Below are 16,614 nucleotides of genomic sequence, written 5' to 3'. Positions count from 1 at the left end.
TTTGCTGAAGCACTCGAGGCATTTCGCACTGCTGTATCTTTTCGTTTTGTCCACTGGCTTGCCCATAATACTGAGGTATTTTCTGCTTATAAAGCTAGTTTAGGCTTTGTTTGGGCTTGAGTTTTGTTTAAGTACCGTTAACCTATTCAAGTGGTAATTTTGATAACCATTGACATTAAACTCGAAATATCCTGCGGAGGTTTGTTAATTATTCATAGTTAGCTATATGATAGGTAGTGTAAAGTTTTATTGAGTAAGATTAATGGTTGTAGCTGCACCAAAACTAAATTACGATATTAAAGATATTAATCTAGCTGATTTAGGTCATCAAAGAATCGAATGGGCAGGAAGAGAAATGCCCGTATTAAAACAAATTAGAGATCGCTTCGCCAAAGAAAAACCCTTTGCAGGTATTCGCATCGTTGCTTGTTGTCACGTTACCACCGAAACAGCACACTTGGCGATCGCCCTTAAAGCTGGAGGCGCCGATGCCCTGCTTATCGCTAGTAACCCCCTCTCCACCCAAGACGACGTAGCCGCTTGCTTAGTAAGAGACTACTCCATTCCTGTTTTCGCCCTCAAAGGGGAAGATAACGACACCTACCATCGTCATGTCCAAACCGCCCTTGATCACCGTCCTAATATTATCATCGATGACGGCTCCGATGTGGTCGCCACCATGGTAAAAGAAAGACAAGAACAACTCAGCGACTTGTTAGGCACCACCGAAGAAACCACCACAGGTATCGTGCGCCTAGAAGCTATGTTCAAAGATGGGGTTTTAACCTTCCCCGCTATGAATGTAAACGATGCTGATACCAAACACTTCTTCGATAACCGCTATGGTACAGGACAATCTACCCTCGATGGTATCTTCCGTGCCACCAATGTATTACTCGCAGGTAAAAATCTTGTGGTAGCAGGTTACGGCTGGTGTGGTAAAGGGGTAGCCATGCGCGCCCGTGGTTTAGGTGCTAATGTCATCGTTACCGAAATTGATCCTATCAAAGCCATTGAAGCGGCCATGGATGGTTTCCGGGTAATGCCCATGGACGAAGCCGCCAAAGTAGGTGATATATTTGTAACCGTTACAGGTAACAAGCACATCATCCGTAAAGAGCATTTTGCTTCTATGAAAGATGGTGCCATGGTATGTAATGCAGGACATTTTGACATCGAAATTGACCTCAAATCCCTAGGTGACATGGCAAAAGAAGTAAAAGAAGTTCGTAACTTTACCCAACAATACATCCTTGAAAACGGTAAATCCGTTGTTGTACTAGGAGAAGGACGTTTAGTTAACTTGGCCGCAGCGGAAGGACACCCCAGCGCCGTTATGGACATGAGTTTTGCTAACCAAGCCCTCGCCTGTGAGCATTTAGTAAAAAATAAAGGTTCTCTCGAACCCGGATTACACTCTATTCCTGCGGAAGTAGATAAAGAAATTGCCCGTCTCAAACTTCAAGCTATGGGTATCACTATCGATTCTTTAACCCCTGAGCAAGTTGAGTACATGAATTCTTGGACTGTGGGAACCTAATTTTTAGGGAATTTTAGTCTCGGCATAAGGACTATTTTAGTCTCGGCAAGGGGTTTAAACCCCTTGTTTAATGATGGTTTTTATTATTTTTATTTATTTACTATAAAATTATTTTCTATGCGTAAGTTATCTGGTTTTTTTTGTTTAATCATTTTAATCTTATCCGTGATGGTTTTCCCTCACAGTGCGATCGCACAGGGGCAATTAGTGATCGCCGCTAGTTCCAGTTTCGTCACCTCCACCTTTGAAAGTAAAAGCCTAAAAGGAGAAGACTTCACCAACCAAAACCTCCAACAGGCAGAATTTACCAAAGTAAACCTAGAAGATGCCAAATTTAATGATAGCGATCTACGGGGTGCCGTATTCAACGGAGTTAACGCCGAAGGTGCTAGTTTTGCAGGGGTAGATATGAGTGATGGATTAGTCTATGTCACCAGCTTCAACAACACAGACTTAACCAACGCCATTTTTAGAGATGCCATCATGCTACGTACCACCTTCAAAAACGCCAACGTTGAAGGAGCAGATTTCACCTTTACCGTCCTCGACAACGAGCAAGTAAATTTATTATGTAAAAGTGCATCAGGCATTAACCCCGTCACCAATGCCAGTACCAGACAATCTCTCGGTTGCCCATAACCTGTAGGGTGGGCAATGCCCACCAAAAAAAATCCTTAGATTTATTAATCAGTCATTACTGTTAAAATTTGAGGCGGTGTAGCATCAGGAGGATATAGAAAATCCACCGACACCAAACGATTACCATTCGGCGGTAAAGTAACCCTCAACAAATCTTGCCCCTCTTCTCCCCTCCTTTGTACCAAATGGAAATAACGCCAACGGGGTAAACCCTCATCATTGGTATATTTCACCTGTACCAAACCCCTAAAAAATACCTGCGGCCCAGGTTCATCCAAAAATTCCAATTCCCCCACATCCCTTTTAATGGGAGTAGAAATTCTTACCCTCACCGTCTGCTCCTCATCCGTTGGATTATACAGCGGTAAAGTTAAACTGTACTGCACCCCATAGTTACCATGAGCCTCAAAAGCCGTATCCTCATATCTTACCGCCAAGGGAGCCGTTTGTATTTGCTCAGAACCTAAACGCCCCCTAACAAGGGTACTCAAACCATAGGAAAAAGCCTCCCCAGAATCAGGAATATTTAACACCTGACTATCACCATCAACTAAATCAGCCCTCCACATATTACCCATGGAAACCCCTGCTACCCTTCCATATCGAAAAGCACCAACCGCATCCAGTGCCGTAGGGGCTAAATCTCTGGGGGAAGATACATCACCATTCCTTAACATTTCCTGCCATTCTGAAACTTCAGGGGCATCATCTTCATCCTCTCGAAACATGGCCAAACTAGCAATGCGAACCTCTCCATCACTTCTGAGCCTAACGTAAGTAGAACGTCCATTAAGGGGAGGAGTCAAACTGTGAATCGGAATAGGTACATTCAATAACATACGACTTTCCCCTGCCCGAATAGTAATACTTTCAGGGAAAATATCCTGCCTTCTATTTTGTAAAATATCTCCCATCACCCTGCTTCCGGGCCCGGCGAACACATTACGCCCCAATACCTGAGAGGGAAGAGAAATAAAAGGAGCATCGGGTTGGCTCAAATAAGTAGCCCCCTGCAATACATCAATATTCACCTCTGCATCCGTAGGATTGTGCATCAGAATACCGATATATAAAGTTCTCATATCCCCTTCTTCGGGGGGGCGGGAAACATGGTGGGCAAATACATCAAATTCCCCATTAAAAGCAAAATCTAAGTGGGCATCAGGATTGGTTTTATTAGTTTTAGGAAAAGTAGAAAGTAAGATACCCTCTCCCAAAACCAACTCAGGACTATTACTATTAAATACAGGAATCTGATTTAACTCACCGTTTAAAGGACGAATAGTATTGGGAATATTTTGAGGTTCGGTTTCTTGCTCATCCGATGCTTGGGCAATATATACCGTTGGTGCCTCAGTGGCTAAAGACGATACATGGAAAGGTAATAGTAGGGAGAGTAACTCTAACATAAGAAATGGCTAAAGAATATTAAATTGATTCCAGAATTAGTTTAAAGGTAATATTTAAAATTTGACGACAATATTGGCTAAAATGTGTCCGAAATAGTCAAAATCTATTTTAAAAGGGTAATTGAGTATATTTTGGTGTGTAGTTTGATGGTTTGATTTTCCCATACAAAGCCACCATATCCATAAGAAAGTGCTAAGATACTTTAGAATTTCTGTTCTATGTGTAAAATTATCTACAACTCAATTTATAGTTACCTTTATGTCTAAAAAATCCTTAACTACAAAGGCTTGTAAACTTTTAATATTAGCTTGTTCAGCCTTTTGGTTCACATCTCCTAGTTTAGTTTTTGCTCAAAATGACCTAGACCCATTAGAGACAGAAATGGAAAGCGGAGATAACATTATTGCTCCCATCAGCCAAACTGCCACCCTTTTGAGTCTTGAGGGAGGAGAAAGATTGATGAGAGAAGCCGAACAGGCTATTAATCAGGGTAACTATGATCTTGCGGAATCAAGGTTACAACAAGCTCGTCGAGTTTTTAATCAGTTATCCAATTTTTATGTACAACTAGCCGATAGCTTTTCTGGTATTGATAATAATATTACCAGTTCACAACGGGCAGGAGCTTTACGCACCGCTAGTTTAAGGGATGAAGCTACTTATCAACTAGCTTTAGTTCATCGGGCCCAAAATAAACCTGAATTATCTGTACCTTTGTTAATTCAAATTATTCGCTCTCAAAATCCTACCAGTGAGTTAGGGCAAAAATCTTATCAGCAATTATACGAGATTGGTTTTGTTCAAACTCCTTTTGAAGGTCGTCGTCGTTAATCTTCTTGTTTACAAAAATTCGGTAATGGGTTGGGCTTTATTCAACCCCTGCCATGGGCTATAAACTGCTTAAAATATGCCCTATTCAAGGTTTTGTCCGCCCTAGCCAATATCCTTGGTAATGTTAAAATATACTTAAGAAACTTAACGAAAATTAATATTTCTCAAAGAAATGTATTAGAATATATAAAACTTTACATTATTAAGGAATGTTAATACCTATTCTCATTTTTGACGTTGCATTAGTGGCGTGGTCACTACATTTAATGCAAGAGGCATTTAGTCAAAGGGAATTTTCTTTGATGTTGGCGGGTAGTCTTGTGGCACTATCGGCGGCAGCGATGTTGGTGGTTTATTTCCTTGCCAATAACTGTATTACCTATCTTTCTCAACCAGTGACTTTTAGTTAAGAAATTATAAATATATTTTGTTAACAATGCTTCGGCTGCAACTCTAAACCCTTTATACCCTCTCAGCAACTTTAGTTCTCGCCTTCCCTTCATCTTTTAAGAATAGTTAATTGCAAACAACAAACTAGCCACGGAGACTGCTAGACTATCATCAGATAAAATAACCAGTTTTGTTGATCGTTAATGAGGAGATGAGTTGAAATGTTTGCTCAAGTGTACCCCCGCTTAATTAGTCGTGTTGGAGAATTTAATCCCCAGTTATTTAGGGAGATAAAAGGTAGATTACAACCCCGTAATGTGATGATTGTATCTGAGTTGTCTATAGTAGGACAAGTACTTTTATTTATTTATTTTCAAGGGCTTTTTCCTTCCCAGGAGGGGGTTTATAACCGTTATTGTACGGGAGAGGGGTATGAGACTTATACTAGGGGAGCTCAACTTTGTATTACAGATATGTTGGGCAATATCCAGACTATTAAGGAGGTATGGTGGCTAGATATGTTTGTCACCATGAGTATTATGGGTATTTTTATTCTTTTGTTGGGGGGCAGTTATATGTTAGTTGCCGATTTAACTAAGGAAGAAAGAAAGGGTACTTTTAATTTCATTCGTCTTAGCCCTCAATCAGCAAGTGATATTTTTCTGGGTAAAATTTTAGGTGTTCCCATATTACTTTATTTGTTTGGTATTTTAGCCATTCCTCTCCACGTTTGGTCTGGGTTATCTGCCAATATTAAATTTCCCCTAATGGTGATGTTTTATCTTATTTTGGGGGCTAGTTGTTTATTTTTTTATGGGGCTAGTTTACTTTTTAGCTTGGTGAGTAAGGAGTGGGGTAGTTTTCAAGCGCCTTTAGCGGTTACCTCTATTTTCTTTTTCTTGTTCTGTATGTTGGGGGTTACGTTGGAGTCTAACGCCCCTGCTTATACCCAAACTTCTTTGGATTGGTTTTTATTGTTTTATCCGGGTACGTTTTTGGCTTACCTTGTGGATTCTACTTTCCTTTCCCAGACTACTTTGGGTTATTTATCGGCGGATGCCCTTACTAATTTACGTTGGTATGGTCAAAGTTTATGGCAGAATGGTTTCTCGGGTGGTTTGTTGATTTTACTAAACTATGCTGTGTGGACTTTTTGGTTATATCAGGGCTTAAAGCGTCGTTTTGCCAATCCTCTGGCTACGGTGATTACTAAATCTCAGAGTTATGCCTTATCTTTTTGTTTTATTGTGACGAATTTAGGTTTCGCTTTACAAACTTTGGATGAATATAGTGATTTTCAAGGGATAGTTCAATTAATACAAGTATTAAATTTGATTTTATTTTTATTATTGATTGCAGGGTTAACTCCTTCTCGTCAAAGTTTGAGGGATTGGGCTAGATTTCGTCATGAAAATACCCGTGAGAATAGGGTTTTATGGAGGGATTTGGCTTTTGGGGAAAAAAGTCCTGCGGTAATGGCGATCGCCCTTAACCTATTATTAGTTAATCTATATACCATACCCTCATTATTTTTCTTTCCCAATACTAATCCCCTAGAATTTATCATCGGGATAATGTTGGGTGCATTTTCCATTCTTGTCTATGCTTCCGTAGCCCAACTATTGATGACACTAAAAACGGAAAAACGAGGAATAATAGCAGGTGTTACCGTGATAGCTCTTAATATCTCGCCATTATTTGCCCATGTATTCCTTGATGATTTGATGGGTCATAATATTAGTCATCCTATCCTTTTACAGGAAATTTTGGCTAACCTAAGTCCTTTCGCCATTGCGCTCAATACTTATCAAAGTTTAAGTGCGCTTTTCATCTCCCTAAGTATTCAAGTAGTAACCATTGTCGGCTTTAACCTCAAGACGACCAAAACCTTAGCCATTGCGGGGATGTCGGAAACTAAACGTCTGATGATGGAAAAAGAATAGTATAAACAGAGACGGGGGCGTAAATTCCACGTCCCTGATTAGTTGCCAAAACGGTCAAGTTTTATGAAAAATAATCTTTTTTTGAGCTGATTTATCAATTTTTTTTAACTCTTTTTTAACCCGTGAATCAATGTTAATTTTCTAAGTCAAGGTTTTGCTCCAATTCCTCAATAGTTATATAAGACTCAGGATTACTCAGCCGATTTTCAGCATCCCGAATATCTTCCAAATCTTCTAAATAGCATATTATTGCTTCCTGTAACAAATCATCTTCTTTTTTCCCTAACTCCATCGCCAAAATTTTATAACGATTTTCAATATTAGGAGACAAACTAAAAGTAAACATATAATTTTGTGTCTTTACAACCAAATACAACTCCATTGTAGAATAAACCCCCTCCTATGACAGAAGGGGAAGTGTCGAAATTAAAAAGGACTACCCGGAATATTTACCCCACGATTTCTGAGAATTTGACCTGTTTCAGCACTAGGAGTGTATTGGTATCCCATTCCACTGAAACCCTCCGAATCATTTAAAATTTGAGGTGTTAACATTACAATAACCTCAGATCTGGTTTTATCGGTGAAAGTAGAGCGAAATAGACTACCAATCAAAGGTAAATCGCCGAGAATGGGAATTTTGGAAACTTGTACTCTTTCCGCATCCTGAATGATACCCGAAAGGATCAAAGTTTGACCATCTCTGATACGGATTAGACCAGAGGAAATACTTCTTCTGACTAGAGGAGTAATCACGTTACTAGCTCCACCACCACTATCAAACACTTGGGGGTTTCCGGGCGCACTAATTTCGGGATTTACGATCAAATTAATGAAACCATTATCGTCAATCCCTTCAACTTCAACTGTTAAATTAAGCCCAGCAGCTTCAATGACAGGAGTAACAGTTCTAACGCCACTTTCTGTATCTACTTCCGTTAAAACGCTAGTGACAACATTTTCAACCAAAGAAACACTTCCTGTCTGTCTTTCCTGCACCACAAGGGTAGGATCTGTCAAAATTTTGGCATTACCAGAGCTGATACTAGCTCGAATTTGAGCAAGGAAGGCTTGGGGAAGATTAAAGTTTCTGCCTGGAATACTTCTAGCAGCCACCCCGGGTTGAGCGGGGTTGAAGTTAGTGCCGAAAGGAGAAATGCGACCCGTGCGAGGAGTACCAATGGGTAAGCCTTGAAGAGTTCTGATTACATTACGGCTAATATCATCGGTTATGCTGGTGGTATCGGTGCTTAAATTAGACTCAGTGATGGTTCTGGCAAGGTTATTCACTAAAGTTCTTTGTAAACTATCGGCTTGATCTCGGCTAAAAGCTGTATTATTTCCAAATTGTCCTAAAGTTCTGTTAATAGTGTCTTGGAATGTACGGCTTAAGTCATCGCTGTTAATGGAGGTTAAATCATTAGCTAAGGACTGGGTTAAATCATTAGCTAAGTTGCGACTAAATCCTTCTGTGATGATAATTTGTTCATCAAAGGCTGGTACTAAGTTTCCATCACTATCAACCCGAAAATCCTCCGAGCTAACATTTTGATCCCTTGTGCCAAAGTTAACAACTCCAAGCCCACCATCTTGAATAATACCTGTGTTATCAACTCCAAAAGAGAAGCTAGAGCCAAAGCTAGTGCCATCTGCTAATTGCACATCAACAATACGAAGATTTACCGCTACCTGTCGTAAGCGAGTATCTGCCTGAACAATTAGATTTGTTGCTACTCTTATTTGATCGGGAGTACCTGTCAAAGTGATAGAGTTTGTTCTTTCATCGGCGGTGACGTTTAATCTTCTGAGGGGTAAAGGGGTTCTAAAGTTTTGAGCATTATCTGCCGTCAGGGGTCTTATTTCTCTTCCTGCAAATCTTCTGGCAATGAGAACTCCATCTTCATTTCTTTCATCAAAAAATATTTCGATAACTTCTTGAACTGTCGCACCTGCCAGAGCTAATTGAGCAGCGACAGTACCAGCATTCGACTGATTTAGTCTCAAGGTTCTGCTGATGCTATCGTTCACGGAAAAAGATAAATTTCTACCGACAAAAATAGTGTTGCCATCTCGGTTTGCTTCAAGTCGGTGAAGTCTCAAAAGATTATTAAATATATCTTGAACTCTTTCCCCTTCCAAATCGATAGTAATAGGTTTTTTGAGAGGGGGGACATAATCTTCTCCTCTATTTTCTTCCTCCTCTAGCTCTCCTCTCGTGCTATAGTCAAACATGATACTAAGACCTGCTGCCCGTGCAAGAATTTTCAAAACTTCATCAAGGGGAGCATCCCTAAGGACAAGGCGGGGAACTACGGCATCCGTCCCAAGATTAATGGCTTGGGTACTAAGATTAGTATTAGAAACAGATATATCTCCAATAGGAGGTGCTACAGCCCTTTGTTGAAAAGGGGGGGTTGATTCGATGCGAGTGGGGCGCACGGGTTGTCCATCTATGCTGACACGGGGATTGGGAAATAATACTTCGTTATTCTGGGCTAGTAGTAGGGGGAGAAGGTCGTTGGGCGGGGGATTGTTGCGGTTTGGGGAGGCGATCGCCCATGACTGATAACCTAGTAAAATGGCAACGGTACTACTAACAAACCTGACTTGACGGGAAGAAAATAAACTCATGAAATTAAACTCCTACACACATGGGGTTAAAAAATAATTATAAAAAAATGCTTGACTAATAAACCTTAAAAAAATTATTCCGTGGGTTGTTCTCCTTCGGCGGGTTGCTCCGGGACAACTTCTTGAAGGTCAGAAAATAAAGCACTAACGGTAATGGTGGTACTTAATCGAGGAGAACCGAAAGGAAAAACCTGACCATTTTCCAAAAAATATTGCTGGGGGGTGGAAACCGTAGCATTAAAATTTTGTACCACGAGAAAAGGTTGTAATCGCTCCAAATCTTGTACAAAAGATATTAAATTAGAAAAACTACCTTCTAGGTTGAGATTATAACTTTTTACCTGAATATTATTAATAGCTACCTGTCCAAAAGCATCATCACTCACCACGGTGCGATCGCCCGCAGGGGTAAAACTTGCCATGGTAACATTAGCACCACGAACAAATCGATTAAGATCAAGTAAAACCGTCTCTAAGGTGCGCTCCTGGGCAAACAAACTTTCCACCTGAACCCTCAGATTTTCTGCCTGCTGTAATTCCCTTTGCTTGACAATGATTCTTTGTTCTAAATCACTCTCACTCAACTGATTAAGCTGTCCTTCCTTCTCAGCCTTTTCTGCCCGTAAAGTGGATAACTCCTCAGAAACAGGGCGTATCTGGGTCCAGCCCAAAAAAGCAGCGATTAAAAAACCCACCACCCCAATGATAATTCCCGTAGTTTTGGGAGTAAAAGTTATGCCAAATAGTTCAGGATATTCCGACTCCGGGCCAAAACCTTCCGCCTCATCCCCAAAATCATCCGTTGTAGTAAAAGATGTCATTATTTTCCTCCTTAATTATTGAGTTGTTTCTTCTTCAGGTTGTTCCTGCACCATAGGTTCAATGCCCAAAGCCCCCAACTGTCTAAGAGCTTCAATACGGCTAACCAAACCAATCGCCCCTCGATTATCTAATAGATTAACCAATTCTGTGGATGGAACATCATTAATTTCCGTGGTAATATTAAAGGATACTACCTGCCCAAGGGAAATGATTAAATTTTCGTTCGTGGGGACTTCCTCACCCTCCGCTGCCTCCAATGCCGCACGGCTAGGAGCAACATTACTAGGATTATCCGTTAAACTGGTGCTAGTTAAGCGAGTTTCATTGCGATTAAGTAAATTAGAAGCCTTGAGAGTCAACATAAGATCATTTACATCATCATAGGAATCAGCCACCCCCGCAATAGTTAGTTCTCGATTTCCCGATTGAGTGATAGACTGAATTTGAACATTAGGCGGTGTTAAAAAAGCAATCTCCCGTAACATAGCCGACCAAGGCTTAATTTCATCAAAAACGCTTACCAAAATTCCCACCTGCCCATTGATATTATCAATTTGTTGTTGAATTTGATTAATTTCGGCGTTTTGTCCTTGTAACCGCTGAATCTCAGACTCTAACTGACTAATACTAGCTTCCGTGGATGTTTTCTGATTATTGAGCAACAAAGAAGCTCCTCCCACCGCAGCTATTAGAGCCACCGCTACCCCAGAACCAATGAGGACAGGGATTCTTTCCGCCATGGTGGTTTCCTTCTTAAAACCAGCGGTTTTGCCCACCTGAGTGATGGCATCTTGATTTCTCTCTTTGAGAAAGTTAATGTCAATATTGTGCATAACCTAATTCATCCTCATCGCTAAACCTAACACCGTCCCTAACCCGTATCTTTCCATACCCGATAATTCCTCTTTCATTGTAATTCCTAATGATGTCACGGGATCAAAAAGAGTAGCAGGAATGTTAAGTTTTTTGGTGAAAAATTCATCAATTTGAGCAAGTCCAGCCCCAGGCCCGGCGATCAAAATTTGTACTACCTCCACATCTCCGCTTTGGTTGATATAAAAATTCACCGAACGGCGCAACTCATCCACCAATTCCCCCAATACCCTGAGTAAAGAATCCATCCCGGGGTTAATCCAAGTTTGGCTACTGGTGCTACTGGTAGAGGTTTGATCTGGATTGTTTGGTATGGTAATATCTTGAAGAATTTCCGTATTTTTGGAAGTCGGTAAATTCATGGCTTGGGCGAGGGCAATTTGCATCTGATAGGTGCCGATGGGTACTGTGCGGGAAAACTGAGGTACTCCTTCCACAATGATGGCGATTTCGGTGCTATCAAATTCAATATCTACTAATACAACGGCTTCGCTGGAGCTAAACTGCTGTAGTTGGTCTTTGAGGGTTCTAATGAGAGATAAGCTATTGATTTCTAAGACTTTTATATCAAGTCCTGCCTGTTGAAATGTTTCTAGGTAAAGATCCGTATTTTCTTTACGGGTAGCTACCAATAGCACTTGTACTTTTTCGATACCGTCGCTATCATCCACAAAATAACCTAGTTTTTGGTAATCAAGATCTACCTCCTCCTTGGGGTAGGGTAGATATAAACTGGCTTCGTGGTTTAAAACGGTGTCTTGAAGCTCTTGATCATTTAATTCTGCGGGAATAGGCAAAATTCTAATGATTGATTCTCTCATGGGTACTGATGTAGCCACTTGTTTGGGTTTAATCTTTGCTTCTTTGAGCAGTTGTTCGATTAATTCGGCTAGGGCTTCGGAGTCTCTGATTTGTCCTTCTTCAAATATTTCTTCTGGTACTTCCAGGGATTGATATTTTAGGAGTTTATATTGTTGCCCTTTTTTGCTGACTTGTGCTAAGGAAATGCGATCAGGATTAATTTCTATCCCTACTCCTTTTCCTTGCCCCCCCAGTAAATTATTTAAAAAACCTACCATTTTGTTTTGATTTTTACGTATTTTTACTTAACTAGGAATATTTTTTTAAAATTTATTTTATTTTAAGTTTTTTCTGTGATTAGTTCAAAGTTTTTTTTGCTTAACCCAAGGAAGATTATATAAAGATTAATTAAGTACAGAACCAAAAACTCAGAGGATCAAAAAATAAAGATAAATTTGCTAATATCACATTATGGTACAGTTTCCCGTAGCATGAGAAAAATAGAAATACTACCATCGGTAAAAAAAACATCATTAGCCCTTAAAAGTGTCAATAATGCCTAATTTAATTTTTTCAATGAGAATTTGTTAGGCTATACTAAAAATGGGTTGTGGAGATATTTTTTTTGTCTTTTTTGCTTCCCATAGTCCATTAAGGTTGTCTTTGTAATAAATTTGGTCAGGACGTTATTATGATTTCCTCTAGTCAAGCTCAAGAGTTGTATAAACAAACCTTGTTTCGCCTTGGAGCAATGTTAAAGCTATTAAAACAGGGGGACTCGCCTGATAATCGCCATAGTATTCAAAAACACTGTGAAACCCTTTCCCTTGAGGGAAAAAAACAAAATCTTTTCGGTTGGGTCTCCATTATGGAAACTGCCCAAGGTGCGATCGCCAAGCCTCACCACGATTATAGTAGCACCACTAAATTAATTATCAAAGAGATTAAACAAGCATCGGAGTATTTACTTAAAGGGGATGTAAATGCGATCGCCGTTAGCGATCAACTCCTTGAGTTAGCACCCTCTGCCCGTACCAGATTTATGGATGTGGAAACCATCTATGCGGGGGTAAATATGGATGCAGAAGAGGAAACTGCAGCCCCCATAATTCAAGAACAACAAAAAAATAATACGATAGAGAGAGACCTTTGGCGAGAAACACTTTTCACCAGCACCGACAAGGAAGAAAGCCCAGAGGAAAATCTACTGTTAGACGAAGATAAACTATCCTCTATCCTCTCCGATAATGATATTGATTGTGATGATGATGATGTTTTCATTGATACCGATGACGAAGAAACAATTAATAATTTCTTAACCAGCAAAGAAACAAACATCGGAAGTGAGCGCACCATCAGCGGAACGGAATTTTTTGCATCCATATCAACAGATATAGGTGAGCAAGGGCAAAACTCCATCGATGAATTATTTGATGATATAGAATTACTAGAAGACCATGAACCTGAACCCATCGAGGATGATTGGGACTTTTTAGAAGAGGAAGAAAACATCGGTGGGGAGGTAGAAAACTACACCGTCGATGCCATAGAAGATGACGTTAATGATAGTTTTGAGGATTTATTAGAGGCTACCAGTGCGATCGATTTTGGGGCAGAGAGTTTAACCATTCACCATGAAAATCCTAACCCCCGTAGTACCGTCATTATTGAAAATGCCAAGGAAGAAGTCGCCAAAATAACCTCCTCCTGGAAAACGACACCTCCAGAAGAAATTACCCCCGATACCGCCATCACCCCCCACCCATTGATTATTTACGATCAATTTGAAGAATTAGAGCAAACCATCACCCAAGAAAATCACTTCCTCATCGAAGCACTATCAACCCTAGACTTAGGGCTACCTACCCCCACCCATTACTATTACGAAACCTTTGAAGAGTTAGAAAAAGTCGTTAATCGGGCTCAGACATCCGCCCCACAAGTAAACTGGTCTCAACTAGAAAATATTATCAATGAAGGATTAGATTTATCCTCCTCAGACGATGACCTAGAACAAGAACTAAGCGATCTAGATCGCCTCTTAGCCGAGGCAGAAAACCCCTCCACCGTTCAAAAACGGAAAAAAGCCCCTGCCCCCGCCGCTCCTGCTCAACAAAAACAACCCACCTTTGAACAGAGTATGAGGGTACCTGTCAAACAGTTGGATAACCTCAACAACCTCATCGGGGAGATGGTAATTCGTCGTAATCGCCTCGAAGAAGACCAAGAGAAACTACGACAGTTTTTAGAAAATCTCCTTTCCCATGCCCAAGACTTGAGCGAAGTGGGAGACAGAACCCAAGATATGTACGAAAAGAGTTTATTACAAGGCTCTTTGATTAGTAGCCGTAGGCGCAATCAATCCACCGTTAGAGAACAACTAGAGCGAGGAAAAATTGCTAAAAATAATCAAGATAATAGCAACAACAACCCTTCCCCTAACAACAGCTCCAAGGGAAATGGTAACTCCTCCATGCCCGAAATCGAACTAGACGATTTAGAATTAGACCGTTTTAGTGAATTTCACCTCCTAGCCCAAGAAATGATCGAGCTAGTGGTTAGGATTAGGGAATCAACCTCAGACATTCAATTTTTAGTAGATGAAACGGATCAGCTAGGGAAAAATATACGGGATATTACCGATCAACTTCAAGAGCAGATTAATAAATCTCGCATGGTGCCTTTTGCTCAAAATGCCGATCGCCTTCCCCTGCCCATCCGTAAAATTGCCCAAGGTTATGATAAACAGGTTCAACTAAAAATTGAGGGTAGAGAAGTATTAATTGACAAAATGATCCTCGAGCATCTATGGGATCCCCTACTTCAAATCGCCAAAAACTCCGTCACCCACGGTATTGAGCAACCAGACGAAAGAATCGCCAATGGAAAAGATGCCATGGGTACAATTACGGTGAGAGCTTTTTTACAAGGACCTCAAACCGTAATTTCCGTATCCGATGATGGGGGCGGTATCGATGCCCATAAAGTAAAACAAAAAGCCATTCAGAAAAAACTAATTACCCCCGAACAGGCAAACAACCTTAAAGATCAAGAAATTTATGACTTTCTCTTTAATGCAGGGTTTACCACCAAAGAAAGTGCCGATAGCCATGCAGGAAGGGGAGTTGGTTTAGACATTGTCCGCAACAAATTAAACGAGATTCGAGGCTCGGTAAATATTGACTCAATTCCGGGTAGAGGTACCACCTTTACCATGCGCTTACCCCTCACCCTCACCATCGGTAAGGCTCTTTGTTGTCTTAACAATAACGTTCGTATTGCTTTCCCCATTGATGGTATCGAGGATACCCAAACCCTATCCCATCACGATATAGAGAAGGATAGAAATGGTAATGCGTACATTAATTGGAATAATACAAGAATTCCCCTACGTCCTCTCAATCAGCTTTTACAATATAACCGTCAAATGAGCCGTAGTTTTATGTATAACTCGGTAAATAGTGACGAGAATAGCGTTTCAGTAATTATCCTACGGGGGGGTAATGATATTTTGGCGGTGGAAGTTGACCAAATTTTGCCCGAAGAAGAAATCGTTATTAAACAAATTTCTGGCCCCCTTCCTAAACCCAAAGGAATTGCGGGGGCTACCGTGCGCAGTGATGGAACAATCATGCCTGTGGCGGATGTCATTGAGTTGATCAAGATTGCTGAAGGTAGTTTGAGTAATCAGGTTAAATCTCAGATGTTCCCCAGTGTCACCATGGAAGAAAGACAGGCCATGTCTGAGTCTCAGGTCAATATTGCTCCTTTGGTGTTGATTGTGGATGACTCTATCACCGTGAGGGAGATGTTATCTATCACTTTCTCGAAGGAAGGTTATCGAGTTGAACAGGCGAGGGATGGACAGGAAGCATGGCAGAAGTTACGTTCTGGGTTGCCTTGTAATTTAATTTTCTGTGACATTGAAATGCCCCGTATGAACGGTTTGGAGTTATTACAACATTTACAGGAAGATGATGAGTTGGCTCACATTCCCATGGCAATTTTATCTTCACGGGGTTCTCAAAAACATCAAAAAATTGCGGCGGAGTTGGGGGCTTGTGCTTACCTAATTAAGCCTTGTGTGGATAAGGAGTTAATTGATTCTGCCCAAAGAATGATGACTGGGGAAGTTTTACTCGAGGGTAGTACGAGGGTTTCTACGGCAAGGCTGACGGATGTTCAGCCAGAGGATGATACATCTACTTTTGGAGGGGCGAGAAGGAGAACTAGCTCTGCTCCTATGGTGTTGATTGTGGATGATTCTGTGGTGGTTAGGGAGATGTTATCTTTATCCTTTAAAAAAGCTGGTTATGAGGTTGAGGTGGCAAGGGATGGACAGGATGCTTGGGAAAAACTCTCGGGGGGCTTGCCTTGTGAAATAGTCCTTTGTGATATTGAAATGCCCCGCATGAATGGCTTGGAGTTGTTGGCAAGAATGCAACAGGATGATGTTTTATCCCAATTACCAGTGGCGATGGTGACATCTAGGGGAGCGGAAAAACACCGCAGTATTGCGGCGGATTTGGGGGCAAGAGCTTATTTTACGAAGCCCTACATTGAGGATGAGTTGTTAGATGTGGCTAAACGTTTGGCTAATGGGGAGGTGTTTTTAACTTCTGGGGCCACGAAATCTTCATAGGTTTATTTTGGGTATGCAACATCATTGAACTACAGCAAATATATAATACTAGAACCATTATTACTATTGCCCATTGCCGAACTAAACTAAAA

The 16,614-nt window shown here is 40.8% G+C and carries 12 protein-coding genes; 6 read left to right on the top strand and 6 right to left on the bottom strand.

Going from position 1 to position 16,614, the window contains the following annotated elements; translation table 11 throughout:
- Positions 1 to 262 precede the first annotated feature (262 nt).
- Together ahcY and ACXITR_RS13975 are read left to right on the top strand one after the other, a co-directional pair.
- Positions 263 to 1,540, top strand: a complete 1,278-nt coding sequence (ahcY, locus tag ACXITR_RS13980; RefSeq protein WP_457997836.1) for an adenosylhomocysteinase — start codon at positions 263 to 265, stop codon at positions 1,538 to 1,540.
- A 117-nt stretch (positions 1,541 to 1,657) separates the two neighbouring features.
- Positions 1,658 to 2,179 carry a pentapeptide repeat-containing protein gene (locus ACXITR_RS13975; protein WP_457997835.1) on the top strand — a complete coding sequence of 174 codons (522 nt, stop codon included), beginning with the start codon at positions 1,658 to 1,660 and terminating at the stop codon, positions 2,177 to 2,179.
- A 44-nt stretch (positions 2,180 to 2,223) separates the two neighbouring features.
- On the opposite strand, the gene ACXITR_RS13970 is transcribed toward ACXITR_RS13975, so the two are convergent.
- Positions 2,224 to 3,588, bottom strand: coding sequence for a DUF3370 domain-containing protein (locus ACXITR_RS13970; protein WP_457997834.1), 1,365 nt, complete (start codon positions 3,586 to 3,588; stop codon positions 2,224 to 2,226).
- 259 nt (positions 3,589 to 3,847) lie between these two features.
- Between ACXITR_RS13970 and ACXITR_RS13965 the strand changes: the two genes are divergently transcribed.
- The 3 genes from ACXITR_RS13965 to ACXITR_RS13955 all read left to right on the top strand — a co-directional run bounded on the left by ACXITR_RS13965 (position 3,848) and on the right by ACXITR_RS13955 (position 6,753).
- A complete protein-coding gene (locus ACXITR_RS13965) occupies positions 3,848 to 4,420 on the top strand; it encodes a hypothetical protein (protein ID WP_457997833.1) in 573 nt (190 codons plus the stop codon).
- 209 nt (positions 4,421 to 4,629) lie between these two features.
- Positions 4,630 to 4,830 carry a hypothetical protein gene (locus tag ACXITR_RS13960; RefSeq protein WP_457997832.1) on the top strand — a complete coding sequence of 67 codons (201 nt, stop codon included), beginning with the start codon at positions 4,630 to 4,632 and terminating at the stop codon, positions 4,828 to 4,830.
- Positions 4,831 to 5,031: 201 nt separating this feature from the next.
- Positions 5,032 to 6,753, top strand: coding sequence for an ABC transporter permease (locus tag ACXITR_RS13955; protein WP_457997831.1), 1,722 nt, complete (start codon positions 5,032 to 5,034; stop codon positions 6,751 to 6,753).
- 133 nt (positions 6,754 to 6,886) lie between these two features.
- Here the strand turns inward: ACXITR_RS13955 and relB are convergent, their stop codons facing one another.
- The 5 genes from relB to pilM form a co-directional block, all read right to left on the bottom strand.
- Positions 6,887 to 7,099, bottom strand: coding sequence for a type II toxin-antitoxin system RelB family antitoxin (relB, locus tag ACXITR_RS13950; RefSeq protein ID WP_457997830.1), 213 nt, complete (start codon positions 7,097 to 7,099; stop codon positions 6,887 to 6,889).
- Between the two features lie 80 nt (positions 7,100 to 7,179).
- On the bottom strand, positions 7,180 to 9,384 hold the full coding sequence (locus ACXITR_RS13945) for a secretin N-terminal domain-containing protein (RefSeq protein ID WP_457997829.1): 2,205 nt from the start codon (positions 9,382 to 9,384) through the stop codon (positions 7,180 to 7,182).
- A gap of 74 nt (positions 9,385 to 9,458) precedes the next feature.
- The gene (locus tag ACXITR_RS13940) at positions 9,459 to 10,205 is read right to left on the bottom strand and encodes a type II and III secretion system protein (RefSeq protein WP_457997828.1); all 747 of its coding nucleotides are present in this window, start codon (positions 10,203 to 10,205) and stop codon (positions 9,459 to 9,461) included.
- 15 nt (positions 10,206 to 10,220) lie between these two features.
- Entirely contained in the window at positions 10,221 to 11,039 is an 819-nt protein-coding gene (locus ACXITR_RS13935; RefSeq protein ID WP_457997827.1) for a PilN domain-containing protein, read from the bottom strand.
- Positions 11,040 to 11,042: 3 nt separating this feature from the next.
- Positions 11,043 to 12,158, bottom strand: coding sequence for a type IV pilus assembly protein PilM (pilM, locus tag ACXITR_RS13930; protein WP_457997826.1), 1,116 nt, complete (start codon positions 12,156 to 12,158; stop codon positions 11,043 to 11,045).
- A gap of 413 nt (positions 12,159 to 12,571) precedes the next feature.
- Between pilM and ACXITR_RS13925 the strand changes: the two genes are divergently transcribed.
- A complete protein-coding gene (locus tag ACXITR_RS13925) occupies positions 12,572 to 16,522 on the top strand; it encodes a hybrid sensor histidine kinase/response regulator (protein ID WP_457997825.1) in 3,951 nt (1,316 codons plus the stop codon).
- Positions 16,523 to 16,614: the final 92 nt, after the last annotated feature.

The organism is Cyanobacterium sp. (genome assembly GCF_054166785.1).
Note: the sequence above shows the minus strand (reverse complement) of the source record. Positions and strands in the feature narration are given on the sequence as shown.